Below are 22,451 nucleotides of genomic sequence, written 5' to 3'. Positions count from 1 at the left end.
GGTTGGCTCGTCGGACGCGTACTTTTAACGGCAACACGCGTCTGTAGGAGCAGCCTTGGCACGGAAGATCGGCAGCCGGTACACCGCCCACCAGATCCTGGGGCGGGGCAGCGCCGGCACGGTGTGGCTGGGTGAGGGGCCGGACGGCCCCGTCGCCATCAAGCTGCTGCGCGAGGACCTCGCGTCCGACCAGGAACTCGTCGGACGCTTCGTCCAGGAGCGCACGGCGCTGCTCGGCCTGGAGCACCCGCACGTCGTCTCCGTCCGCGACCTGGTGGTCGACGGCAACGACCTCGCCCTGGTCATGGACCTCGTCCGGGGTACGGACCTGCGCACCCGCCTGGTCCGTGAGCGCCGCCTCGCGCCCGAGGCGGCGGTGGCGATCGCGGCGGACGTCGCGGAGGGCCTCGCGGCGGCGCACGCGGCCGGGGTCGTCCACCGGGACGTGAAGCCGGAGAACGTGCTGCTGGACATGCAGGGCCCTCTCGGCCCCGGCGGCTCGCACCGCGCGCTGCTGACGGACTTCGGCGTGGCGAAACTCATCGACACGCCGCGTCGGACCCGGGCCACGAAGATCATCGGGACGCCGGACTACCTCGCCCCGGAGATCGTGGAGGGCCTGCCCCCGAGGGCGTCCGTGGACATCTACGCCCTGGCCACCGTTCTGTATGAGCTGCTCGCGGGCTTCACGCCGTTCGGCGGGGGGCACCCGGGCGCGGTGCTGCGGCGGCACGTCACGGAGACGGTGGTGCCGCTGCCGGGCATCCCGGACGAGCTGTGGCAGCTGATCGTGCAGTGCCTGGCGAAGGCGCCGGCCTCGCGGCTGCGGGCCTCGGAGCTCGCGGCGCGGTTGCGGGAGCAGCTGCCGACGCTGACGGGGATGCCGCCGCTGGACGTGGACGAGCCGGACTCGGAGGCGGAGGACGAGTCCGTACGGGAGGCTCCGCCGGAGGAGCCGGTCCCTTCGGCGCCGGTGCGGCGGGGGGCCGTGCCGCTCGTGCCGGGGGCGAAACCGGCGGACTCCAACCGCGACACCCACACGTCGATGCGGGTGCCCGCGCCGGACGAGTTGGCGGGGGGTGCGCGCGGGACCGCCCGGGCGCCGCGGGCCTCCGGCGCGCCCCGGCCGGGCTCCGCGCGGCACCGGGCGGCCACTCGGCGGCGTCGGCTGGCGCTGGGAGTGGGAGCGGTGGTGCTGTCGGCCGCGGTGGGGGTCGGTACGTGGCTCGCCACCTCCGGCGATGACGCGGGAGCGACGCCGAACGAGCCGACGGAGAGCTCAGCACCGGCGGTGCCCTGAGGCGGGCAGGGGCTCTGCCCCTGCAACCCCGGCAGGGGCTCCGCCCCTGGACCCCGCCTACGCCCACCCAGCACCCGATTCGGCCGGACGGAAAGTGCCCCTCGCCCCTGATGGTGGGTGGGCGAAGGTCCGGGGGGCCGGGGGCGGGGCCCCCAGGGGCGGCGCGCCGGTACGGGGTGGCCGGACGTCGGCCGGGGTCGCCCGGCACTGCCCGCTTGGCGGAGCCGTTACGCTGGGGGCGTGGCAGTCGTCGATGTATCCGAAGAGCTCAAGTCCCTCTCCTCGACCATGGAGTCGATCGAGGCCGTTCTGGACCTCGACAAGCTGAGGGCAGACATCGCCGTGCTCGAGGAGCAGGCGGCCGCGCCGTCCCTGTGGGACAACCCGGACGAGGCGCAGAAGATCACCAGCAAGCTGTCCCACCTCCAGGCCGAGGTCAGGAAGGCGGAGGCGCTGCGCGGACGGATCGACGATCTCGCCGTGCTCTTCGAGATGGCCGAGGAGGAGGACGACCCGGACACCCGCGCCGAGGCCGAGTCCGAGCTCGCCGGCGTCAAGAAGGCACTGGACGAGATGGAGGTCCGTACGCTCCTCAGCGGTGAGTACGACTCCCGCGAGGCGCTGGTGAACATCCGCGCCGAGGCCGGCGGCGTCGACGCCGCCGACTTCGCCGAGAAGCTCCAGCGGATGTACCTGCGCTGGGCCGAGCAGCACGGCTACAAGACGGAGATCTACGAGACCTCGTACGCGGAAGAGGCCGGCATCAAGTCGACCACCTTCGCCGTGCAGATCCCCTACGCCTACGGCACCCTCTCCGTCGAGCAGGGCACGCACCGCCTCGTGCGCATCTCGCCCTTCGACAACCAGGGCCGCCGCCAGACCTCCTTCGCGGGCGTCGAGGTGCTCCCCGTGGTCGAGCAGACCGACCACATCGAGATCGACGAGTCCGAGCTGCGGGTGGACGTGTACCGGTCGTCCGGCCCCGGTGGCCAGGGCGTGAACACCACCGACTCGGCGGTGCGCCTCACCCACATCCCCACAGGCATCGTCGTCTCCTGTCAGAACGAGCGGTCGCAGATCCAGAACAAGGCGACCGCGATGAACGTCCTCCAGGCCAAGCTGCTGGAGCGGCGCCGGCAGGAGGAGCAGGCCAAGATGGACGCCCTCAAGGGCGACGGCGGCAACTCCTGGGGCAACCAGATGCGTTCCTACGTCCTGCACCCGTACCAGATGGTCAAGGACCTGCGCACCGAGCACGAGGTTGGCAACCCCGAGGCCGTGTTCAACGGTGAGATCGACGGGTTCCTGGAGGCCGGAATTCGCTGGCGCAAGCAGCAAGAGAAGTAACTTTGTCGACTTGAACACCGCGTTACAACTGCCGCCTCGAGGGCGGCAGTTGTCGTTTGTCGGGGTTTTACATCTCACTCACAGGTTCCAATTCCCAGTAAACAAGGGCGGAGAGGGACATTGCGCCCGCAACGTCCTTGACGTTGCTTTGAAAAATGGGAAGGGTGATGCGCGGCATGCGTATCTCTGGGGCGCATGTGAACCGGGGGACTTCGCACTTCCTTCTCCGTTGATCACGGCCCCGAACGCCGCCTCATAGACGATGAGCTACTGGGGGTAGCAACCACATGACGAAGAAGACGCGGATACGTGTCGCGCGGATCGCCGCCGGGGCCGTGATCGCGGCCGGCGCCTCGCTGACCGCCGCAGGTGCCGCTTCGGCACTCGACATCGGCGTCGGCCTGAGCGTCGACCAGAAGGGCGTGGGCGTCGGCGTCGACGTCGACACCGACCCCGTTCCCACCGAACTGCCGACCGGCCCGACCGACCCGGCCCCGACTGACCCGGCCCCGACTGACCCGGCCCCGACCGCCCCGGCGCCGACCAACCCCGCCCCGACCGACCCGGCCCCCACCAACCCGGCGCCGACCGACCCCGGTAACGGCAACGGCGGCGGTAACGGCAACGGCGGCGGCTCCGGCGACAACGGCGGCGGTAACGGCAACGGCGGCGGCTCCGGCGACAACGGTGGCGGCAACGGCAACGGTGGCACCGGCGACAACGGCGGCGGCAACGGCAACGGCGGCACCGGCACCGCCCCCGACGGCGGTTCCAACGACTCCGCCCAGGAGGCCGGCTCCTCGTCCCTGACCGACACCGGATCGGACAGCACCGGATCCGGCTCCGGCAACTCCGGCTCCGACGCACAGGCCCAGGGCAACGGTCAGGAGCTCGCCGAGACCGGTGCCGCGCAGACCACCTTCCTGGTGATCGGCGCCGCCACGATGATCGCCGGCGGTGTCGGCTTCCGTATCCTGCCGCGCCTGGTGGGCGGCCGCGGCGGCGCCGCTGCCTGACGGTAGCCGCTGCCGTACGGAACGTACGGACGTCGCACACGTAAGGGGCCCGGAGCGCATCGCTCCGGGCCCCTCGCACGTCTTCAGCGGGCCGCTGTGGCCCTTACGCGGTCTGGTGCGCCAGCAGCGCCACCGCGGCGATCAGCACTGCCAACAGCGTGATGAGCGCCATCGGGTTCAGCCCCGCCAAGAAGTTGTCCTGCTGCAGCCGCTCGCGGTTGGCGCGGCACACCGGGCACCGGCCCTCGCTCACGGGCGCCGCGCAGTTAGCGCACACCAGCCGGTCGTACGTCATGCGCTCGCCCTCCTTGCACCGGTTCCACGTAGACAACGCTCTCGGAAACGAGAACGTTCCCCCTCCACTGTGCCAGGTTCCGGCAAATTCAGCGCGGCCCTCTTGACGGTAGGCCCCGCGGACGGCTCGACGAAGGGTGTGCGGCTCTCACTCGGTACAAAAGCGCACAACACAGGCGCAACCCCGTCCGGCGCCTGCGCTCGCGTACCCGCTTCGCGTATGGTCACGCTCATCTACCCCCGGCGACCCGTGGTGCATCCGTGATCCGATTCGACAACGTCTCCAAGGTCTACCCCAAGCAGAGCCACCCTGCCCTCAGGGATGTGTCCCTCGAGGTCGAGAAGGGCGAGTTCGTCTTCCTCGTGGGGTCCTCGGGCTCCGGAAAGTCCACCTTCCTGCGGCTGATCCTCCGCGAGGAGCGGTGCAGTCAGGGCCAGGTGCATGTTCTGGGCAAGGACCTCGCGCGCCTCTCCAACTGGAAGGTGCCGCAGATGCGGCGCCAGCTGGGGACCGTCTTCCAGGACTTCCGCCTGCTGCCGAACAAGACGGTCGCCGAGAACGTGGCCTTCGCGCAGGAGGTCATCGGCAAGTCGCGCGGCGAGATCCGCAAGTCCGTGCCGCAGGTGCTCGACCTCGTCGGGCTCGGCGGCAAGGAGGACCGGAGGCCCGGTGAGTTGTCCGGTGGTGAACAGCAGCGCGTGGCCATCGCGCGCGCCTTCGTCAACCGCCCCAAGCTCCTCATCGCCGACGAGCCCACCGGCAACCTCGACCCGCAGACCTCCGTCGGCATCATGAAACTGCTCGACCGCATCAACCGGACGGGCACCACCGTGGTGATGGCGACGCACGACCAGAACATCGTGGACCAGATGCGCAAGCGCGTCATCGAGCTGGAGAAGGGCCGCCTCGTCCGCGACCAGGCACGCGGCGTCTACGGCTACCAGCACTGACGATCCACGGAAAGGCTTAACCAGACGCCATGCGCGCCCAGTTCGTACTCTCCGAGATCGGTGTCGGTCTCCGTCGCAACCTGACGATGACCTTCGCGGTCATCGTCTCCGTCGCCCTGTCCCTGGCCCTGTTCGGCGGTTCGCTGCTGATGAGCGACCAGGTGACCACCATGAAGGGCTACTGGTACGACAAGGTCAACGTCTCGGTCTTCCTCTGCAACAAGAGCGACGCCGAGTCCGACCCCAACTGCGCCAAGGGCGCCGTCACCGACGACCAGAAGAAGGCGATCGTCGCCGACCTCGACAAGATGTCGGTCGTCGACAAGGTGACGTACGAGTCGCAGGACGACGCCTACAAGCACTACAAGGAGCAGTTCGGCGACTCCCCGCTGGCCAGCTCCCTCACGCCGGACCAGATGCAGGAGTCGTACCGCATCAAGCTGAAGGACCCGGAGAAGTACCAGGTCATCGCGACCGCCTTCGACGGGCGTGACGGCGTGCAGTCCGTGCAGGACCAAAAGGGCATCCTGGACAATCTCTTCGGACTGCTCAACGGCATGAACTGGGCCGCCCGCGCGGTGATGGCGCTGATGCTCGTCGTCGCGCTGATGCTGATCGTCAACACTGTGCGCGTCTCGGCGTTCAGCCGTCGGCGCGAGACCGGGATCATGCGCCTGGTGGGCGCCTCCGGTTTCTACATCCAGGCGCCGTTCATCGCGGAGGCCGCGGTCGCCGGACTCATCGGCGGCACCGTCGCGTGCGGATTCCTGGTCATCGCGCGCTACTTCATCATCGATCACGGACTTGCCCTGTCGGAGAAGCTGAACCTGATCAACTTCATCGGCTGGGACGCCGTTCTGACGAAGCTCCCGCTCATCCTCGCGACCAGCCTGTTGATGCCCGCGCTGGCGGCGTTCTTCGCGCTGCGCAAGTACCTCAAGGTTTGAATCCTCCCTTCCCTGAGGGGGAGGGGATTCCTGGCTCAGGCGGCCTCCTGGAGCAGCGCTCCAGGAGGTCTTCTGCCATCGGCACCAGCCGGGTTGAGACCAGCCCGGACGAGCATGACGCGTGCGGAGTTCGTGTCCCGCGCCCTGGATGCGTCGACGCTCCGCGTGGCAAGCACCCGGATGCGACTTTTCCCCGGCGTGAACGCCGGGGCCTCCACGCGAGAAACAGGTGACGCATGCCACGAGGGCCGTACGGACAACCGTCCGTACGGCCCTTCTCCTTGTCCTAGACTCACCGCCATGTCAGGTCGTGACCTGTTCTGTCAGCCCCGCCGTTTCGGCCGCGGGGCCGCCCTGACATTGGTGTTCGCGAGCGTGCTCGTCGCCGGTGCCGCGACGGGGTCCCTCCCTGTGGGGGAGCGCAGGGCCGCGCCAGGCCAGACCCTCCAGGCCGCCCCGACGGGCCGCCACGAGGAGGTCGCCCGGGCCGCCGCCGAGGCCATGGCCGACGGCAAGTCCCCCACGGAGGCCGCCCAACGCGCGGTCAGCCGCAGCGGCGACCGCTGGGCCGCCATCTACTCCCAGGGCGAGTACGAGGAGTTCGAGGAGTCCCTCGACGGCGAGTACACCGGCGTCGGCCTGTGGGCGCGCCAGGAACGCGACGGCCGTATCGAGGTCACGAAGGTGGCCTCCGGCTCGCCCGCCGCGGCCGCCGGGATCCGCGAGGGCGACCTGCTGCGCCGCGTCGACGGCAAGAGCGTCGACGGACGCCCGGTCACCGAGGTCGTCTCCTTACTGCGCGGTGACGCCACGGACGCGCCCGCCGGCACCACCGTCCGCGTGGACCTCCAGCGCGGCACCCGCGCGTGGAGCGAGACGCTGCGCCGGGCCCGCCTGTCCACGGACTCGGTCACCGTGCGCCACCTCGCCGACGGTGTCACCGTCATCCGCATCTCCTCGTTCACCAAGGGCTCCGGCGACACCGTTCGCACCGCCGTACGGCAGGCCCCGGCCGACGCCAAGATCGTTCTCGACCTGCGCGGCAACTCCGGCGGCCTGGTCACCGAGGCCGTCACCGCCGCCTCTGCCTTCCTCGACGGCGGCCTGGTCGCCACGTACGACGTGGACGGCGAACAGCAGGTCCTGCACGCCGACGCCGACGGCGACACCACCCGGCCCCTGGTCGCCCTCGTCGACGGCGGCACGATGAGCGCGGCGGAGCTGCTCACCGGCGCCCTGAAGGACCGCGGCCGCGCGGTCGTCGTCGGTTCGCGCACCTTCGGCAAGGGCTCCGTCCAGATGCCGAGCCGGCTGCCCGACGGTTCCGTCGCCGAGCTCACCGTCGGCCACTACCGCACCCCCTCCGGGCGAGGCGTCGACGGCACGGGCATCACACCGGACCTGGAGGCCGACGGGCGTGCCCTCCAGCGGGCGCAGACCGTGCTGAGCGGGCTCGGGGACGCACCGTAGCCGACGGAGCCCGGCTAATCGGCTTTCCCTCCGGCCCCCTCGGAGTGCGAAAATGGCCGCACTATGAGCAAGGGAATGTACGTACCCAAGGAGTCCCAGCAGAAGCAGGGGACGGCTGCCAAGTCGCGTGACGGCGAGAAGGGCGGCAAGCGCAAGATCGTCGCGCAGAACAAGAAGGCGCGCCACGACTACGCGATCATCGACACCTACGAGGCTGGGATCGTGCTCACCGGCACCGAGGTGAAGTCGCTGCGTCAGGGGCGGACCTCGCTGGCCGACGGCTTCGTCCAGATCGACGGGGGCGAGGCGTGGCTGCACAACGCCCACATCCCCGAGTACAGCCAGGGCAGCTGGACCAACCACTCCGCGCGCCGCAAGCGCAAGCTGCTGCTGCACCGTGAGGAGATCGACAAGCTGGAGGTGAAGGCGGAGGAGACCGGACACACGATCGTGCCCCTCGCCCTGTACTTCAGGGACGGCCGCGCCAAGGCGGAGATCGCGCTGGCGCGCGGCAAGAAGGAGTACGACAAGCGGCAGACACTGCGCGAGAAGCAGGACCGCCGGGAGACCGACCGCGCGATCGCGGCGGCGAAGCGGAAGCAGCGGGGCGCGTAGGAATACGCTGGCACCCACCTGCGTTGGTCACGTACGATGGTGACTGCACCCCACAGCGGGTGCGCGCCCCTCTCCGGAGGGATTGTCAAAACAACATGGGGATGATCGGTTTCGACAGCGGCTGTCGAAGCAGGGGAAGCGTGTCGAGGAAGCGGCAATGATCTCGTAAACCATATGTCGCAAAAAATAATCGCCACTACAAAGCGCGATTCCCAGTCCTTCGCCCTCGCTGCCTAATAAGCAGTGAGTGAAGGACCCTTAATGGGTGTCAGCCCGGGAGCGTTCCCGACCCGGATCCTGGCATAATCTAGGGAACTAAACCATCGAGCCCGGTCACGGGGCTCGCTGGGAAATCAAACAGTGACTGGGCCCGTCGGCGACTTGTTCGCGTGATCGCCGGGGCCGAGAAAATCGCAGCGAACTGCACACGGAGAAGCCCTGATTCTGCACCGTTGGACGCGGGTTCGATTCCCGCCATCTCCACGATCGGGAGGTTTTCGGACCTCCCAACCCATGTGGGCGAGGCCCCGCTGCTTGCGAGCAGCGGGGCCTTCGTCTGTGGAGGGGGTATGAACATGAAAGGTGAGCCGGCTCGCGATCGGTACGAGACGGATTTCGGGCTCAGCGGGGTGACGGAGGGGTTCGTCTCCGCGCGGGTGGACAGCGCGGAGGACGCGCTCGCGCTGGTCGTGGCGCGGCTCGACGCGGACGACGCCGAGCACTTCGTCGACTGGTCGACGTGGGACACGGTCGACGAGGAGAAGCGGAAGATCCTCGGCTGGGACGTCTTCCACGACGACTGGGGGTACGTCACCGAGCTGCGCCAGGACCTGCGGGCCCTGCTGGACTCCACGCTGCCGGACGACGTGCTCGCCGAGATGTGGAACGCGGCCACCGGCGGCGCCTGGCGCCCCGAGGCACAGGGCGTGAGTGTGCGCGACTGGCTGCGGCGGATCGACGAGACGTGCGCGGCCCGTACGCCCCGCAAGGAGCTCGGCAGGCCCCCGGGGCCGTATCAGGGGTACTGGCGCCCTCAGCCACAGGACGTCATGCGGGACGGGGCGGTGGCGGAGATCCAGCGGTCCGCCGACGCGCTGGGAGGGACGGCGGCCGCGCTGGAACGGGTGGCCGTCGACGTGGACGCCGACCTCGGGTACCGCCTCTACCTGCGGGCCATGAAGGCGTACTCCCTCCCGATCGACCTGGACCAGTACGACCGCTACCAGGACCTGGGCTCGTCGTTCGGGCACCCCTTCCGTATGGGCCACGACGGTCTGCGGGTCCGGTGGCCCCGCTTCGACGCAATCGACGTGGTCCGGCCCCGGCTGGACGGGGAGTTCGGGCTGCCGTGGTTGTGGGGTTCGGCCGACCAGTACGTGCACAGCGCCATCCGCGACGGCGCCGGCGACGTACCCGGTGTCCACGCCCACGCGCTGCTGGAGGACGCGCTGCGGCTCCTGGAGTCACCGCTGGCCGACGACACGATCCGCCTCCTGTGGCGCGAGATGATGGGCCGTGGCGGCGACCACGAAGGCCGCCTCGACACCGATCCCCAGGGCACCCTGCGCCGGATCGCCGAGCTGTGCGTCGAGCGCCTGCGGGAGATCGACCCCGGGTTCACGCCCGACGTCCGGCCCGTCCGCACGGACGGAGCCGACGACGTGCTTCAGATGCTGGACCGGGAGCTGCCGGAACCGACGGCGGACGCGCTGACAGAGGTCGTGACCCGCGTCGATCCCGACCTCGGCCAGCGGTTGCACGCCCGGATCCTGGACGAGCGGCCGATGTCATGAACCACCCCACCGAACCCCGCCACCTGCTCGTCCGCGCCGAGGCCGACTCCTGCTCCTGGCCCCTTCTCGCCGACGACGAACCACTCGACCAGGAGCTCCCCGTCACTCTGGCCGACCGGCTGAGCTCCTGGTCCCTGGCCCGGCCGCGGGGCGGCTTCACCTCCCGCCCTGCGCTGCGCAAGCACGTCGCCGAGGGCCTGGACGTGGCCCGTGCGCTGGCGAAACACCTCGGCCCGGACTGGACCGTCCGCTACTGGGACGAGCGGCACCGGACCGAGAAGTTCGTCTGCTGGGGATGCGGACGCACCCACCTCACCCCCGACGCCCACGGCACCCCGCCGCACCCCGTCCACATCATCGTCCAGGCCGAGTACGGGTGGTATCCGCTGCGCGCGGACGGGTTCATGGACTTCGCCCCCGACGACCCCGCCGCCGCCCTCGACCTCTCATACGACCTGGTGGCCGACCTCAACACCTGGGCGCAGGGCCACAAGGCGGCCATCGACGGCTGGCTGGACGACCGCGACGGCGCCCGGGAGCAGGCAGCCATGGAGCGACTGTGGCGAGAGGGCGAACTCCTCACCGAACGCGTCGCCCGCGCAGTGCACCCGGGCCGGACCGTCTCCTACGGTGGCGTCTGACCGCGGCCGGTCAGTGCAGACTGAACGTGGACAGCCGCATCCCCTCGCCCCGCACGACGAGGTACACGTCCGTACGTCCCCTCGCCGCACCCGACAGCTCGGCCGTCACCGTCTCGTACGTGTACGGCGACGAGGTCCCGGCGAAGCGGGCCGTACCGAGCACCCGACCGGTGGGGGAGCCCTGCCGGACCTCCACCGTGCCGGACGCGCCGGCGACACGGGCGCTGAACGTCGAGGCACCGGCGCCCAGTCGGGTGTCCGCGAACCTCAGCCACGCCCGGTCGGCCACCGAACCCACCGCCGTACCGCGCACCTTGGACTCGTCGACGAGACGGATGCCGTCGTAGTCGTCGAAGTTCTCCGCGCGCGTGACCTTCGACAGGTCCCGGGGCGGGATCGTCTCGCCCCTGACCTGCCAGGTCGTACGGGAGCGGAGGTCCTTTGAGGACGCCCCGGCCATGACGTCGTACGTGCCCGTCTCCACGACCCACTTCGAGCGGGTGACGTCCCAATGGGCCAGGTCGCGGGTGGCCAGCTCCAGGCGGACCGTCCTCGACTCGCCCGGTTTCAGCGAGACCCGCTCGAACGCCTTCAGCTGCTTCAGCGGCTGCTTGTCGCGGGACGTGCGCTGATGGACGTACAGCTGCACCACCTCGTCACCGGCCCGCTTGCCGGTGTTGGTGACCTTCACCTCGTAGCCGCCGTGCACGCGCCTCAACTCGCCGTAGCGGAAGGAGGTGTACGACAGGCCGTACCCGAAGGGGTAGAGCGGCCGGCCCCGGAAGTACTGGTAGGTGCGGTCGGACTTGATGATGTCGTAGTCGAGGATCGACGGCAGGTCGGACGCCGAGCGGTACCAGGTCTGGGTGAGGCGGCCCGACGGGTTGGCGTCGCCGTACAGGAGGTCGGCGAGCGCGTTGCCGGTCTCCTGGCCCGCGTGGGAGGTCCACAGCAGCGCCGGGATGTCCTTCTGCAAGGCGCCGAGCGTGGTCGGGTAGCTGTTCTGGACGATCACGACCGTGTGGGGGTTGGCCTTGCGGACGGCTCTGACCAGGGCTTCCTGGGAGGGGGCGAGGCCCATGTCGGTGCGGTCGTGGGCCTCGCGGCCGTTGATCAACGGGTTGGAGCCGACCACGACCACCGCGGTGTCCTTGCCCCGGGCCGCGGCCGCGGCCTCCTTCAGGCCGTCGCGGACGACGCCCTTCGTGTAGTGCGCGGCCTGTTCCTTCGGGACCAGGCCCAGTGTGCCGTCCTCGCCCGTCGGGCCGAGGTAGACCGGGTTCGACCACCAGGACTCCTCGGTCTCGTACCCGGCGTACCGCAGCAGGGAGGAGCCGTCGTCCTGCGGCTCCAGCCGGAACTGCTGCTGGGCGAACCATCCGCCTGGCTGCACCTGGTCGTTGACGAAGTTCGACCAGTTGTAGCCGACATAGCGGCCGTTGGCCGCCGAGCGGAGGGTGACGATGCCCTGGCCCCAGTCGAACACGTCGAACTGGGTCTCCGGGGTCGGTGCGGAGGCGCTCTCCTTCAGCGTCGCGCCCGCCGTGCCCGTCCCCGCCGTGACGTACCTGCCGGTCGACGTGTCCTTCAGGGTGATCCGATCGACGCCCTCGCTGCCCGTGACCGACGTGCCCAGCTTGGCCGCGATGCCGTCGGCGGGGGTGACCGCGTACGGCAGGGTGCCGGAGTACCAGTCGGTGAACACCGAGTCGGAGAGGGGGCCGACGACGGCCACGTTCTTCCGGGACGCCTTCAGGGGCAGCGTGTTCGCCTGGTTCTTCAGCAGGACGGCGCCCTCGGTCGCCGCCTCGCGGGCCAGTTTCCGGTGGGCCGGGCTGTTGATCACGGACTTGTCGATGGCGCCGTACTTGCCGCCGCCCGGGTCGAACTCGCCGAGGCGGACCCGGACGGACAGGATGTGGGAGACGGCCGTGTCGATGTCCGACGCGTCCAGCAGGCCCTGCCGCAACGCCGAGTTGACCGCGTTGACCGTGGGCCCGGAGTCCGCGTCGTTGTCCGTGAAGCTGTCGATGCCCGCCTTCAGGGCGGCCGCGTCGCCCTCGGCGAGGGTGGGGAAGTAGCGCTGGTCGCCGGGGAGGTTGGCCGGCGCGAAGGCGTCGGTGACGTTGAAGAGGTCGCGGTCGGTCCAGGAGCGCACGACGTCGTTCAGGTCCGGGTTCACCGTGTTGGGGCGGCCGTTGACCAGGTTGTAGGAGGACATCACGCCGGTCGCCGCGTCCGCCTCGATCGCCGGCTTGAACGCGGCCTCGTCGTACTCCTTCGCCACGCGCGGGCGCAGGTCGGAGGAGGTGGTCGTGCGGTGCCACTCGTTGTTGTTGGCCAGGTAGTGCTTCAGGGTGGGCGCCGTCTTGAGGTGGTCCGGGTCGCCGCCCGTCAGGCCCTCGCCGTACGCCGTCGACAGGGCGCCGGTCAGCTGGGGGTCCTCGCTGTAGCCCTCCTCGTTGCGGCCCCAGCGCGGGTCGCGCAACAGGTTCACCACGGGCGCCCACAGGTTGAGGCCCCAGCCGTCGGGCCGCTCCTGCTGGAAGCCGCGCGTCTCGTCGCCGACCGCCGAACCGACCCGCTGCATCAGCTCCGGGTTCCAGGTCGAGGCCAGCCCGATGGCCTGGGGAAACACGGTGGCCTCGCCGAGCCAGGAAACGCCGTGCAGGGCCTCGGCGCCGGTGCGGAACGACTGGATGCCGAGGCGGGGGATCGCGGGCTGGTACTGGTGGAGGAGGGAGACCTTCTCGTCGAGGGTGAGGCGGCCGAGCAGGTCGTCGACACGCTGCCGCACCGGCAGCTTCGGATCGCGGAAGGGGTACGTCTGATCGGCCTGGGCCGGGACCGTGGCGCCGAGGCCCGCGATCAGGGCCAGGGCCATCACCAGGGTCGTTCTGCGTGTTGCTCTCTTGCCTCTCATGAACGCCGCTCCTTCGATTAGGGCCTGGCATCAGGGCTTTCAGGCGTTGCGTGGTGCCGTGCTCGCGCGTTCGGTCAGCCGGGGTGGCAGCAGTGTCGCCTCCGGTACGTCGTCGCCGCCCAGCTTCCGCACCAGCAGTTCCACCGCCTGCTCGCCCACATCGGCCGACGGCAGGGCGACGGAGGTGACGGGCACCCGGACGCTCTCGGCGAGCTCGTCCGGGCAGATGGCGGTGACGGACAGATCGCCGGGCACCCGCAGCCCGAGCTGCTCGAACGCGTCGATCAGCGGCTCCAGGACCGGCTCGTTGTGCACGACCACCCCGGTCAGCGCGGGCTGCTCGCGCAGCAGCTGCTCGGCGACCCGGCGGGCGGCGGCGGGCCCGGCCTCGCACGGATGGACGGACGACGCCAGCCCGCTGCGGTCGGCGGCGGCGGTGAACCCCTGCACCACGCGCTGCGCGAACGCCGTCCCGCGCACATACACCTCCGGCGGCGACCCGACGAGCGCCACCACCCGGTGCCCGAGCCGCGCCAGATGGTCCACGCACACCTCGCCGGCCGCCCGGAAGTCGAGGTCGATGCAGGTCAGCCCGGCCGCGTCGGAGGGAAAGCCGATCATCACGGACGGTCTCTCCAGCGAGCGCAGCAGCGCCAGCCGGGGGTCGTCGAGCTGGACGTCCATCACGATCAGCGCGTCGACCAGCGCGGTGTCCGCGACCCGCCGCAGCCCCTCCTCGCCCTCTTCCTGGGTGAGCAGCAGGACATCGTGGTCGTGCCGGCGCGCGGTGGTCACCACGGAGACCGCGAACTGCATGACGACCGGCACATGGATCCCCGCCCGCAGCGGTACGACCAACGCCAGCACGTTCGACTTGCTGCTGGCCAGCGCCCGGGCACCCGCGTGCGGCCGGTAGCCCAGCTCGCGGATGGCCACCTCGACGCGCTGCCGGGTCTCCTCGGAGATCGGGCGCTTGCCGCTCAGCGCGTACGAGACCGTGCTGGGCGAGACACCGGCGTGCTTCGCCACATCGGTGATCTTGACCATCAGTCCAGCTCCAGGGTGAGGAAGCCGGTGCCCGCCTGCGCCCGCGCGATCCGTTCGCCGACCGCGAGCGCCCACGGCGCCGAGGGATCACTGGAGGACGCCCGCAGCGTGTCCCCCTCCCGTACCACGGTGAAGGTGGCGTCCCCGACCGGAACGGTCACCTGGACGCCGCGCCGCAGCCCGTACGCCCGCAGGGTGACCCCGTCGGCGTGCGGATAGTCGGGCCGGTCGTCCACCGCGCCCACCGGGATCACCGCACCCGGCCGCACAAGGAGCGGCACGCTGGAGAACTCGTGCTGCTCGCGCACCCAGCGCGGCCCGGTCACGGTCTCGCCGGTGACGAAGTGGGTCCATGTGCCCTCGGGGACGTAGTAGGAGACGTCCCCCTCGTCGGAGAACACGGGCGCGACGAGCAGGTCCGGGCCGAGCATGTACTGCCGTTCCAGGTGAGCGCACCCGGGGTCGTCCGGGAACTCCAGCACCATCGCCCGCATCATCGGCAGGCCCTCGCTGTGGGCGACGCGGGCGGCCTCGTAGAGATACGGCATGAGCCGGAGCTTCAGCCGCGTGAAGTGCCGCAGCACATCCACCGATTCCTCGTCGAACAGCCACGGCACGCGGTAGGAGGAGGAGCCGTGCAGGCGGCTGTGGGAGGAGAGCAGGCCGAAGGCCAGCCACCGTTTGAAGAGGGCCGGGGTGGGGGTGCCCTCGAAGCCGCCGATGTCGTGGCTCCAGAAGCCGAAGCCGGACAGCCCGAGGGAGAGCCCGCCGCGCAGCGACTCCGCCATCGACTCGTACGTCGCCTCGCAGTCGCCGCCCCAGTGCACGGGGAACTTCTGGCTCCCGCTCGTCGCCGACCGGGCGAAGAGGACCGCCTCGTTCTCGCCCCGGTGCCTGCGCAGCACATCGAAGACGGTGCGGTTGTAGAGGTACGTGTAGTAGTTGTGCATCCGCTCCGGGTCGGAGCCGTCGGACCAGGTCACGTCGAGCGGGACGCGCTCGCCGAAGTCGGTCTTGAAGCAGTCGACGCCCTGCGCGAGCAGCGCCTCCAGCTTCGACGCGTACCAGTCGCGGGCGGCCGGGCTGGTGAAGTCGACCAGTGCCATGCCGGGCTGCCACATGTCCCACTGCCAGACGCTGCCGTCCGGCCGCTTCAGCAGATGCCCGAGCGCCTTGCCCTCCGCGAACAACGGCGACCTCTGCGCGATGTACGGATTGATCCACACGCTGATCCGCAGCCCGCGATCCTTCAGCCGGGCCAGCATGCCCTCCGGGTCCGGGAACACCCGTGGATCCCACTGGAAGTCGCACCAGTGGAACTCGCGCATCCAGAAGCAGTCGAAGTGGAACACGGACAGCGGCAGTTCGCGCTCCCGCATGCCGTCGATGAAGGAGGTGACGGTCTCCTCGTCGTAGGACGTGGTGAACGACGTCGACAGCCACAGCCCGAACGACCAGGCGGGCGGCAGGGCCGGGCGGCCGGTGAGGGCCGTGTACTTGCGCAGTATGTCCTTCGGGGTCGGCCCGTAGATGACGTAGTACGTCAACTCCTGGGTCTCCGCGCTGAACTGTGCCCGCGACACGACCTCCGAGGCCACCTCGAAGGACACCTTGCCGGGGTGGTCGACGAAGACGCCGTAGCCCGCGTCCGTCAGGTAGAAAGGCACGTTCTTGTACGCCTGCTCGCTGCAGGTGCCGCCGTCGGACTGCCAGACGTCGACGACCTGGCCGTTCTTGACCAGGGGGCCGAAGCGTTCACCGAGGCCGTAGACGCTGGTCCCCACGCCCAGGTTGAGCTGTTCGCGCAGGTAGTGCGCGCCGGTCGCGTCCCGCATGATGCCCATGCTCTTGTGGCCGCTGGAGGTGAGGACGCGGCCGTGGGCGAGGAACTCGACGTGCCAGGGGCCGCCTCGGGCGACCTTCACGGACAGCGCGCCGGAGGTCAGGGTCGCGTGCTCGTCGTCGTAGGAGACCTGGGGGGTGGTCTCGCTCCCGGTGAGCTCGAACTCGGGGCCGTGCTGCTCCTCGCCCGTGAAGTGGGTCAGGGTGAGGCCGATGACGTCGGGCATGGGGGTGTGCGCGTTGATCGTCATGACGGGTCCCGTCATCAGGTCGCCGCGGGAGCGGATGGGCCTGGTCGGCGCGTGGATCTCCAGCGTGCCGTCCGACGCGGTCACGTCGTGCACCTCGGCCGGGTAGGACGCGGTGACGCCCTCGCGCAGCAGCCAGTAACCGTCGGTGAACTTCATGGGTGGGGGGTTCCTTACTTCACGGCTCCCGCCGCGATGCCGCGGGTGAGCGTTCGCTGGAAGACGAGGAAGAACACGAGGGCGGGCAGGACGCCGAGCAAGGCCGCCGCGTTGGTCATCGTGGCGTCCATCAGGCGCTGGCCCTGCAGGACACCGAGGGCCACCGACACCGTCTGGTTGTCGTTGGAGATCAGCATGACCAGGGGGAGCAGGAACTCGTTCCAGGTCCAGATGAAGAAGAACACCATCAGCACTCCGAGGGTGGGTCGGCTGACGGGGACGACGATCCGCCACAGGACCTGCCACTTGTTCGCGCCGTCGATACGGGCGGCCTCGATGATCTCCCGGGGGAACTGTCCGAGCACGGAGGACAGGAGATACGTGCCGAAGGCCGCCTGGATCACCGTGAAGACGATGATCACGCTGAGCCTGGTGTCGTACAGGCCGACCTGCTTGCTCAGGTGGTACACCGGGTAGACCAGCGCCTCCTGCGGCAGCATGTTGGCCAGGACGAAGAAGGCCAGCACCCAGGTGCGGCCCTTGATGCGGCCGATGCCGATCGCGTAGGCGTTGAGGACTGACAGGACCACCGCGAGGATCGCCACCGAGCCGCTGATCAGCACGGAGTTCATCAGCTTCTGGCTGTAGTCCACCCGCTCCCAGAAGTCCTTCAGGCCGTCCAGGTAGAGGCCGTCGGGCAGGCTCAGCGGGCCGCTCCGGGAGTACTCGGCCGGGGACTTGACCGCGTTGACCGCCACGATCAGGAACGGGACGACCATGAAGAGGGCGGCGAGGCAGAGGGCGATCAGAACCGGGTAACGGCGTAGGGCCCTCGTCATGTGCGCACCCCTTCCTCGGCGTCCTCCGCGCGGGTCTGGAGCTTCAGGCCGACCAGCGAGAGGGCGAGGATGATCACGGTCAGGACGGTGGAGATCGCGGCGCCGTAGCCGACCTGGGTCTTCTCGAAGAACGTGGTGAAGGAGAAGTAGGACGGGACGTTCGTGGCGCCGCCGGGTCCGCCCTTGGTCAGGACGTACACCGCGCCGAACACCTTCAGCGCGGCGATCGAACACCAGGTGAGGACGACATACGTCTCCGGGCGGATCTGCGGCAGCGTGATGTGCCAGAAGCGGCGCCACCAGCCGGCGCCGTCCAGCTCGGCCGCCTCGTACAGCTGCGGGTCGACGCGTTGCAGGCCGGCCATGAAGACGACCAGCGGGAAGCCGAGCTGCACCCACACCATCACGCCCATCACGCTGTACAGCGCGAGATCGGGGTCGCCGAGCCAGTCCTGCTGCCAGGAACCCAGGCCGATCGCCTTGAGGAGTTCGTTGAGCGAGCCGTTGTCGGGGGCCAGGATCCAGCTCCAGACGATGCCCGCGACCGCGATCGGCAGGACCTGGGGGAGGTAGAAGCAGGCACGGAGTACGGCGGCCGTCCTCGCCCCGAAGTGCTTGCCGACGAAGTCGAACAGGGCGGCCGCCAGGACCAGTCCGAGGACCGTGGGGATCGCCGCCATGGCGACGACCATGAACAGGCTGTGCCGGAAGGACTCCCAGAACTCCGAGTCGTCCATCAGCTCGCGGTAGTTGGCGAGCCCGGCCCACTTCGGGCTGCCCACGCCCTGCCAGTCGGTGAAGCTCACGCCCGTGTTCATCAGAAACGGGACGACGACCACCGCGGCGAAGGCGAGGGCGCCCGGGAGCAGGAACAGCGCGTACGAGGAGCGGGGGCGGCGCGGGGGCCGGGGGCCGTGGCCCTTGCCGACCACCCGCGCGTCCCGTTCGACGGTCACCGTCATTGCTTCGGCGCGCCCTTGTCGTACGCCTCCTGGAGGGCGTCGAGGTAGGCGTCCGGTTTCCCGCTGCCCGTGATCAGCTTCTGGGTCTCGGAGACGAGGACGTCGTAGAAGCCGGGGACCGGCCAGTCCGGGTAGAAGGCCAGGCCGTCCCGCTGGCTCAGTGTGTTGAAGTTGGCGATGAGGGTCTTGGCCTTGGGGTCGGTGATGGCGTTGGCGTCGGCCGCGACCGGGACGCCGCCCTTGTTGCCGAGGAGGTCCTGGATCTTCTTCGACATGGTGATGTCGATGAAGTCGTAGGCGAGGTCCTTGTTCTTGGCGTTCTTCGGGACGACCCACAGGTTGCCGCCGGAGCCCAGGGTCAGGTTCGAGCCGGGCCACAGGAAGGTGCCCCAGTCGAACTTGGCCTCGTCCTGGAAGCGGCCGTACCACCAGCTGCCGGAGAACAGGATCGGCGCCTTGCCCTGGATGAAGGAGACGCCGGCCTCCTCGGCCTTGGTGCTGGTGGAGTTCTTGCCGAAGTACCCCTTCTTCACCCAGTCGGCGAAGGTCTCGGCGGCGTACGTCCAGGCCTGGTCGTGGAAGTCCGTCTTGCCCTTGTACAGCTCGTAGGAGTCGACCCATGAGCGGTCGGCCTTGGAGAGGGCCAGCTGGTAGAGGTACTGCTGGGCGATGTACTCGGCGCCCGCGTTGGCCAGCGGGGTGACGCCGTTCTTGACGAAGGTGTCCATCGCGGCGGTCAGCTCGTCGAACGTCTTCGGCTCGGCGATCTTGTACTTGGCGAAGAGGTCCTTGTTGTGGAACACCATCGTGTACTCGGCATAGTTGGGCACGCCGTACCACTTGCCGGAGCCCATCACGCCGTTGGTGTCGTACACGCTGGTGGTGCGCACGCCCGCGCTGAGTTTCTTGTCCCAGCCGCGCTTGGTCGCCTCCGGGGTCAGATCCGTGAGGAGTCCCTGCTTGGAGAGCAGGCCCGCCGTCGCGTTGCCCTTGTTGTACTCCATGAGGTCGGGCGCGTCGGAGGAGTTCAGGACCATCGGGGCGGTCTTCTGGATCTGCTCGAAGCTCTTTTCCTCGTACTTCACCTTCACGCCCGGGTGCGTGGCCTCGAACTCCTTGATGGCCTCGTTCCAGGCGATGCCCATCGCGCTGTTCGGGGCCTCGTAGTGCCACAGCCGCAGGGTCTTGCCGTCGGAGGAGCCGTCGTCGTCCGATCCGCCGCAGGAGGTCATCAGCAGGGATCCCGTCAGGATCACCGCGCTCGCCACCACACGCCTTCGTGCCGTCAACATCCAGGGTCTCCAGAGGGGTCGGAGTTCGGATGGGTCTCGGGTTGTCACGCAGCGCTCATCGAATCGATTCGATGCGTGACGTCGAAGCGCTTCGACGGGCGAAGGTATGTGGCGGCTGAGAGTGCGTCAATGGGGTGTGCACGAATTGGCGCCTGTTGTGAGTGGGTGGGTCGGGGCCGTGGCGGTGCGTCCAGCCCGTCGCGGGTCGCGTCCCTCTGTGTGCTTCCACAGTTCAGCGGCGTCGGGACCAGCTGAGCGACGGGCTGCGACGCACCGCCACGGCCCGCTCCCGTTGTCATGCGGCTGCGGGCCCGCCGCTACCAGGTCGGTGGGCGGTGAGGGTGAGCGCGATCAGCAGGGCCGTTGCCGCGGCCGCCGGCGGGACTCCGAAACCGGCGGCCGGGGAGGCGTGTTCCACGACCCAGCCGCCGGTCGCGCTGCCGCAGGCGATGCCGCCGAGCAGGGCGGTCACCGCGAGGGACATGCCCTCGTTCAGACGGCCGGGCGGGGTGCGCTCCTGGACGAGGGCCATGCCGGTGACCATGGTCGGGGCGGTCGCCATCCCGGCGACCAGCAGTGCGCCGGACAGGGCGAGGAGCGAGCCGGTGAGGGTCGCCGCGAGCAGCGGCAGCGTGAGCAGGGACGTCATCGCGGCGACGCACCACGGGTAGCGGGACTCGGCCGGACCGGCCGGCTTCATCGCCCCGTAGGCCAGGCCCGCGACGCACGAACCGGCCGCCTGGAGCGCGAGCACGACCCCCGCGGCCGTACGGTGCCCCTGTGCGTCCGCGAACGCGATCGTGACGACCTCCGTCGCGCCGAACACCGCTCCCATGGCGAGGCAGGCGGCCAGCAGCGGCGGTATGCCGGGGGCGCGGTAGGGGGCGCCACCGGGCGGCCGGCGCCGCGGTGGCGGCTCGGTCGAGCGCTGGGCGGCGAAGAGCAGGACGCCGGTCACCAGCAGCACCACGCCGACCAGGGTGCCCGCCTCCGGAAAGAGCGTGCCGCTCAGGAAGGCCGCGAGGACCGGGCCCAGCATGAAGCACAGCTCGTCCGCGGCCTGCTCGAAGGAGTTCGCGGTGTGCAGGGCGCGTGCGTCGCCCTTCAGCAGGTGCGCCCAGCGGGCCCGGGACATCCCGCCCGTGTTGGGGGTCGTCGCGGTCGCGGCGTACGCGGCGAACAGGGTCCAGTCGGGGGCGCCGTGACGCACGCACAGCAGCAGCGCGAGCGAGCCGAGAGCGGCGATCAGCGCGGCCGGTACGGCGATCCGTGCCTGGCCGTGACGGTCGACGAGCCGCGCGATCCAGGGGGCGACCAGCGCGGTCGTCGCGAGCCCGGTCGCGGTGACCGCGCCGGCGAGGGCGTACGAGCCACGCGTCCCGGCGATCATCACGACCGCGCTCACGCTGAACATGCCCATGGGCAGCCGCGCGATCAGATTCCCGAGTGTGAACGCCCGGGCGCCCGGGAGGCCGAGGAGGCGACGGTAGGGGCCGGGCGGGCGCTCGCGAGCCGGGGCGCGGCGGGCGTCGAAGTCGACGGCGACCAGCGCGTCGGCGGTGACGGTGTACAGGGGTCGTCGGTGCGGGGGCGATTGCGGCATGTGCTCACCGTCGCCCGGGAGTGATCACGGGGTCCAACACCTACTCCGTACCGATTGACGCACCCGCGTTGTAAGTTCGCCCGATGCCCCAACACCTCGACCCCCGACTCCTGCGCGCCTTCCTCGCCGTCGCCGAGGATCTGCACTTCACGCGTGCAGCGACCCGCCTCTACGTCGCCCAGCAGGCGCTCAGCCGGGATGTGCGGCGGCTGGAGCGGGAGTTGGGCGCGGAGCTGTTCGTGCGGACGACCAGGCAGGTGACGCTGACGGCCGACGGCGAGCGGCTGGTGCCGTACGCGCGCCGTGTGCTGGCGGCGCAGGACGCGCTGCTGGCCGCGTTCGGGCAGGCCAGGCCCTTGTTGGTGGACCTCAACTCCCCGGGGCTGGGCACCGGGCGGCGCGTGCTGCACCGGGCGCGTGAACTCGCCCCCGACTGCGAGCTGATGGCCCGCTACGAGAGCGGGCTGACGGGCGCCGCGGGCGAGATGATCGCCGGCCGGCTCGACGCGTCGTTCGGCCGGTTCGCGGGCTTGGCCCCGGCGTTGCGGTCCCAGCTCGACCATCAGCCCGTACGCCTCGAGCCGATGGCGGTGGTGCTGCCCGAGGAGCACCGGCTGGCGGCGCTGGAGGAGGTGCCGCTGGCCGCGCTGGCGGGGGAGCGGGTGTACGCGGGCGCCGGGAACCCGCGCACGCCGGAGTGGACCGATCTCGCCCAACTGCTGTTCGACGGACGGGAGATCGAGGTGGCACCGGCCGTTCCGCTGGCCGTCGGGGACGAGGAGTTCCGGCGGATCATGTCGAAGACGGGCAATCCCGTCCTCGCAGTGGTGAATTTTCCGGCCATGCCCGGAACGGTGCTGCGGCCGCTCGTCGATCCCGTCCCACTGTCCCCGGTGTCGCTCGTGTGGCGAAAGGGCCTGGTGCATCCGGGATTCGATGCGCTTCGACGGGCCGCGGCCCTTCTGTCGGCCGAGGAGGGATGGCTCATACGGCCCGCTGATGGATGGATTCCGGCCATCGACGTGGACATGCTAAAAACAGGCAATTGACGCGTTGGCGCACTTACCGGTCGCCTCTGCGCTAGATTCAGGGCCCCCGAGCGCCCTGTGTCAAGGGGGCGCGCAAAATCCGGTGGGGGCCGGGTTCCATCGACGTGCGCTCG

18 protein-coding genes, 1 other RNA gene and 1 pseudogene are annotated in these 22,451 nt (G+C 69.9%); 11 read left to right on the top strand and 9 right to left on the bottom strand.

What is annotated here, in order from left to right; translation table 11 throughout:
* Positions 1 to 55 precede the first annotated feature (55 nt).
* The 3 genes from AC067M_RS28550 to AC067M_RS28540 all read left to right on the top strand — a co-directional run bounded on the left by AC067M_RS28550 (position 56) and on the right by AC067M_RS28540 (position 3,663).
* Positions 56 to 1,300: a serine/threonine-protein kinase gene (locus tag AC067M_RS28550; protein ID WP_478699899.1), complete on the top strand. Its 1,245-nt coding sequence runs from the start codon at positions 56 to 58 to the stop codon at positions 1,298 to 1,300.
* 240 nt (positions 1,301 to 1,540) lie between these two features.
* The gene (gene prfB, locus AC067M_RS28545) at positions 1,541 to 2,647 is read left to right on the top strand and encodes a peptide chain release factor 2 (protein WP_478699898.1); all 1,107 of its coding nucleotides are present in this window, start codon (positions 1,541 to 1,543) and stop codon (positions 2,645 to 2,647) included.
* Positions 2,648 to 2,934: 287 nt separating this feature from the next.
* Positions 2,935 to 3,663, top strand: coding sequence for a hypothetical protein (locus AC067M_RS28540; RefSeq protein ID WP_478699897.1), 729 nt, complete (start codon positions 2,935 to 2,937; stop codon positions 3,661 to 3,663).
* A 103-nt stretch (positions 3,664 to 3,766) separates the two neighbouring features.
* Here the strand turns inward: AC067M_RS28540 and AC067M_RS28535 are convergent, their stop codons facing one another.
* The gene (locus AC067M_RS28535) at positions 3,767 to 3,958 is read right to left on the bottom strand and encodes a hypothetical protein (protein ID WP_478699896.1); all 192 of its coding nucleotides are present in this window, start codon (positions 3,956 to 3,958) and stop codon (positions 3,767 to 3,769) included.
* A gap of 260 nt (positions 3,959 to 4,218) precedes the next feature.
* Here AC067M_RS28535 and ftsE point away from each other — a divergent pair, with 260 nt between their 5' ends.
* Together ftsE and ftsX are read left to right on the top strand one after the other, a co-directional pair.
* Entirely contained in the window at positions 4,219 to 4,908 is a 690-nt protein-coding gene (gene ftsE / locus AC067M_RS28530; RefSeq protein WP_478699895.1) for a cell division ATP-binding protein FtsE, read from the top strand.
* 29 nt (positions 4,909 to 4,937) lie between these two features.
* Positions 4,938 to 5,855: a permease-like cell division protein FtsX gene (gene ftsX / locus AC067M_RS28525; RefSeq protein ID WP_478699894.1), complete on the top strand. Its 918-nt coding sequence runs from the start codon at positions 4,938 to 4,940 to the stop codon at positions 5,853 to 5,855.
* A gap of 35 nt (positions 5,856 to 5,890) precedes the next feature.
* Here ftsX and AC067M_RS28520 read toward each other — a convergent pair.
* Positions 5,891 to 5,995 (bottom strand): annotated as a pseudogene (locus AC067M_RS28520) (RNA-guided endonuclease TnpB family protein); the annotation flags it as partial.
* A gap of 160 nt (positions 5,996 to 6,155) precedes the next feature.
* Here AC067M_RS28520 and AC067M_RS28515 point away from each other — a divergent pair.
* From AC067M_RS28515 to AC067M_RS28495, 5 genes are all read left to right on the top strand, one after another.
* Positions 6,156 to 7,325 carry a S41 family peptidase gene (locus tag AC067M_RS28515; RefSeq protein ID WP_478699893.1) on the top strand — a complete coding sequence of 390 codons (1,170 nt, stop codon included), beginning with the start codon at positions 6,156 to 6,158 and terminating at the stop codon, positions 7,323 to 7,325.
* 75 nt (positions 7,326 to 7,400) lie between these two features.
* Entirely contained in the window at positions 7,401 to 7,940 is a 540-nt protein-coding gene (gene smpB, locus AC067M_RS28510; RefSeq protein ID WP_478699946.1) for an SsrA-binding protein SmpB, read from the top strand.
* Positions 7,941 to 8,037: 97 nt separating this feature from the next.
* Positions 8,038 to 8,426: a transfer-messenger RNA gene (ssrA, locus tag AC067M_RS28505) on the top strand.
* Between the two features lie 83 nt (positions 8,427 to 8,509).
* Positions 8,510 to 9,733, top strand: a complete 1,224-nt coding sequence (locus AC067M_RS28500) for a hypothetical protein (RefSeq protein WP_478699892.1) — start codon at positions 8,510 to 8,512, stop codon at positions 9,731 to 9,733.
* Positions 9,730 to 10,374, top strand: coding sequence for a hypothetical protein (locus AC067M_RS28495; protein ID WP_478699891.1), 645 nt, complete (start codon positions 9,730 to 9,732; stop codon positions 10,372 to 10,374). Before AC067M_RS28500 ends, AC067M_RS28495 begins: the two co-directional genes overlap by 4 nt.
* A gap of 10 nt (positions 10,375 to 10,384) precedes the next feature.
* Here the strand turns inward: AC067M_RS28495 and AC067M_RS28490 are convergent, their stop codons facing one another.
* From AC067M_RS28490 to AC067M_RS28460, 7 genes are all read right to left on the bottom strand, one after another.
* Positions 10,385 to 13,297 (bottom strand): glycoside hydrolase family 3 C-terminal domain-containing protein, encoded by a 2,913-nt coding sequence (locus AC067M_RS28490; RefSeq protein WP_478699890.1) that lies wholly within the window; start codon positions 13,295 to 13,297, stop codon positions 10,385 to 10,387.
* Positions 13,298 to 13,336: 39 nt separating this feature from the next.
* Entirely contained in the window at positions 13,337 to 14,344 is a 1,008-nt protein-coding gene (locus tag AC067M_RS28485) for a LacI family DNA-binding transcriptional regulator (RefSeq protein WP_478699889.1), read from the bottom strand.
* Positions 14,344 to 16,593 (bottom strand): alpha-xylosidase, encoded by a 2,250-nt coding sequence (yicI, locus tag AC067M_RS28480; protein ID WP_478699888.1) that lies wholly within the window; start codon positions 16,591 to 16,593, stop codon positions 14,344 to 14,346. The genes AC067M_RS28485 and yicI overlap by 1 nt, the downstream gene beginning before the upstream one ends.
* A gap of 14 nt (positions 16,594 to 16,607) precedes the next feature.
* Complete coding sequence (locus tag AC067M_RS28475) at positions 16,608 to 17,432, bottom strand: carbohydrate ABC transporter permease (RefSeq protein ID WP_478699887.1); 825 nt, start codon at positions 17,430 to 17,432, stop codon at positions 16,608 to 16,610.
* Positions 17,429 to 18,394, bottom strand: coding sequence for a carbohydrate ABC transporter permease (locus AC067M_RS28470; RefSeq protein ID WP_478699886.1), 966 nt, complete (start codon positions 18,392 to 18,394; stop codon positions 17,429 to 17,431). Before AC067M_RS28470 ends, AC067M_RS28475 begins: the two co-directional genes overlap by 4 nt.
* Positions 18,391 to 19,686: an ABC transporter substrate-binding protein gene (locus AC067M_RS28465; RefSeq protein WP_478699885.1), complete on the bottom strand. Its 1,296-nt coding sequence runs from the start codon at positions 19,684 to 19,686 to the stop codon at positions 18,391 to 18,393. Before AC067M_RS28465 ends, AC067M_RS28470 begins: the two co-directional genes overlap by 4 nt.
* 295 nt (positions 19,687 to 19,981) lie before the next feature.
* Positions 19,982 to 21,289 (bottom strand): MFS transporter, encoded by a 1,308-nt coding sequence (locus AC067M_RS28460; protein ID WP_478699884.1) that lies wholly within the window; start codon positions 21,287 to 21,289, stop codon positions 19,982 to 19,984.
* Positions 21,290 to 21,372: 83 nt separating this feature from the next.
* On the opposite strand from AC067M_RS28460, the gene AC067M_RS28455 reads away from it, so the two are divergent.
* Positions 21,373 to 22,338: a LysR family transcriptional regulator gene (locus AC067M_RS28455; RefSeq protein WP_478699883.1), complete on the top strand. Its 966-nt coding sequence runs from the start codon at positions 21,373 to 21,375 to the stop codon at positions 22,336 to 22,338.
* Positions 22,339 to 22,451 lie beyond the last annotated feature (113 nt).

The organism is Streptomyces sp. NPDC043427, from assembly GCF_056436655.1.
This window is presented reverse-complemented; position numbering and strand designations above follow the sequence as displayed.

Bases quoted from the DNA above. Each gene is read 5' to 3' on its own strand.
- smpB (WP_478699946.1), top strand. From the start codon at position 7,401: ATGTACGTACCCAAGGAGTCCCAGCAGAAGCAGGGGACGGCTGCCAAG.
- AC067M_RS28515 (WP_478699893.1), top strand. From the start codon at position 6,156: ATGTCAGGTCGTGACCTGTTCTGTCAGCCCCGCCGTTTCGGCCGCGGG.
- AC067M_RS28460 (WP_478699884.1), bottom strand. From the start codon at position 21,289: ATGCCGCAATCGCCCCCGCACCGACGACCCCTGTACACCGTCACCGCC.
- AC067M_RS28540 (WP_478699897.1), top strand. From the start codon at position 2,935: ATGACGAAGAAGACGCGGATACGTGTCGCGCGGATCGCCGCCGGGGCC.
- ftsX (WP_478699894.1), top strand. From the start codon at position 4,938: ATGCGCGCCCAGTTCGTACTCTCCGAGATCGGTGTCGGTCTCCGTCGC.
- AC067M_RS28500 (WP_478699892.1), top strand. From the start codon at position 8,510: ATGAACATGAAAGGTGAGCCGGCTCGCGATCGGTACGAGACGGATTTC.
- AC067M_RS28455 (WP_478699883.1), top strand. From the start codon at position 21,373: ATGCCCCAACACCTCGACCCCCGACTCCTGCGCGCCTTCCTCGCCGTC.
- AC067M_RS28470 (WP_478699886.1), bottom strand. From the start codon at position 18,394: ATGACGGTGACCGTCGAACGGGACGCGCGGGTGGTCGGCAAGGGCCAC.
- yicI (WP_478699888.1), bottom strand. From the start codon at position 16,593: ATGAAGTTCACCGACGGTTACTGGCTGCTGCGCGAGGGCGTCACCGCG.
- AC067M_RS28465 (WP_478699885.1), bottom strand. From the start codon at position 19,686: ATGTTGACGGCACGAAGGCGTGTGGTGGCGAGCGCGGTGATCCTGACG.
- AC067M_RS28485 (WP_478699889.1), bottom strand. From the start codon at position 14,344: ATGGTCAAGATCACCGATGTGGCGAAGCACGCCGGTGTCTCGCCCAGC.
- AC067M_RS28490 (WP_478699890.1), bottom strand. From the start codon at position 13,297: ATGAGAGGCAAGAGAGCAACACGCAGAACGACCCTGGTGATGGCCCTG.
- AC067M_RS28475 (WP_478699887.1), bottom strand. From the start codon at position 17,432: ATGACGAGGGCCCTACGCCGTTACCCGGTTCTGATCGCCCTCTGCCTC.
- AC067M_RS28495 (WP_478699891.1), top strand. From the start codon at position 9,730: ATGAACCACCCCACCGAACCCCGCCACCTGCTCGTCCGCGCCGAGGCC.
- AC067M_RS28535 (WP_478699896.1), bottom strand. From the start codon at position 3,958: ATGACGTACGACCGGCTGGTGTGCGCTAACTGCGCGGCGCCCGTGAGC.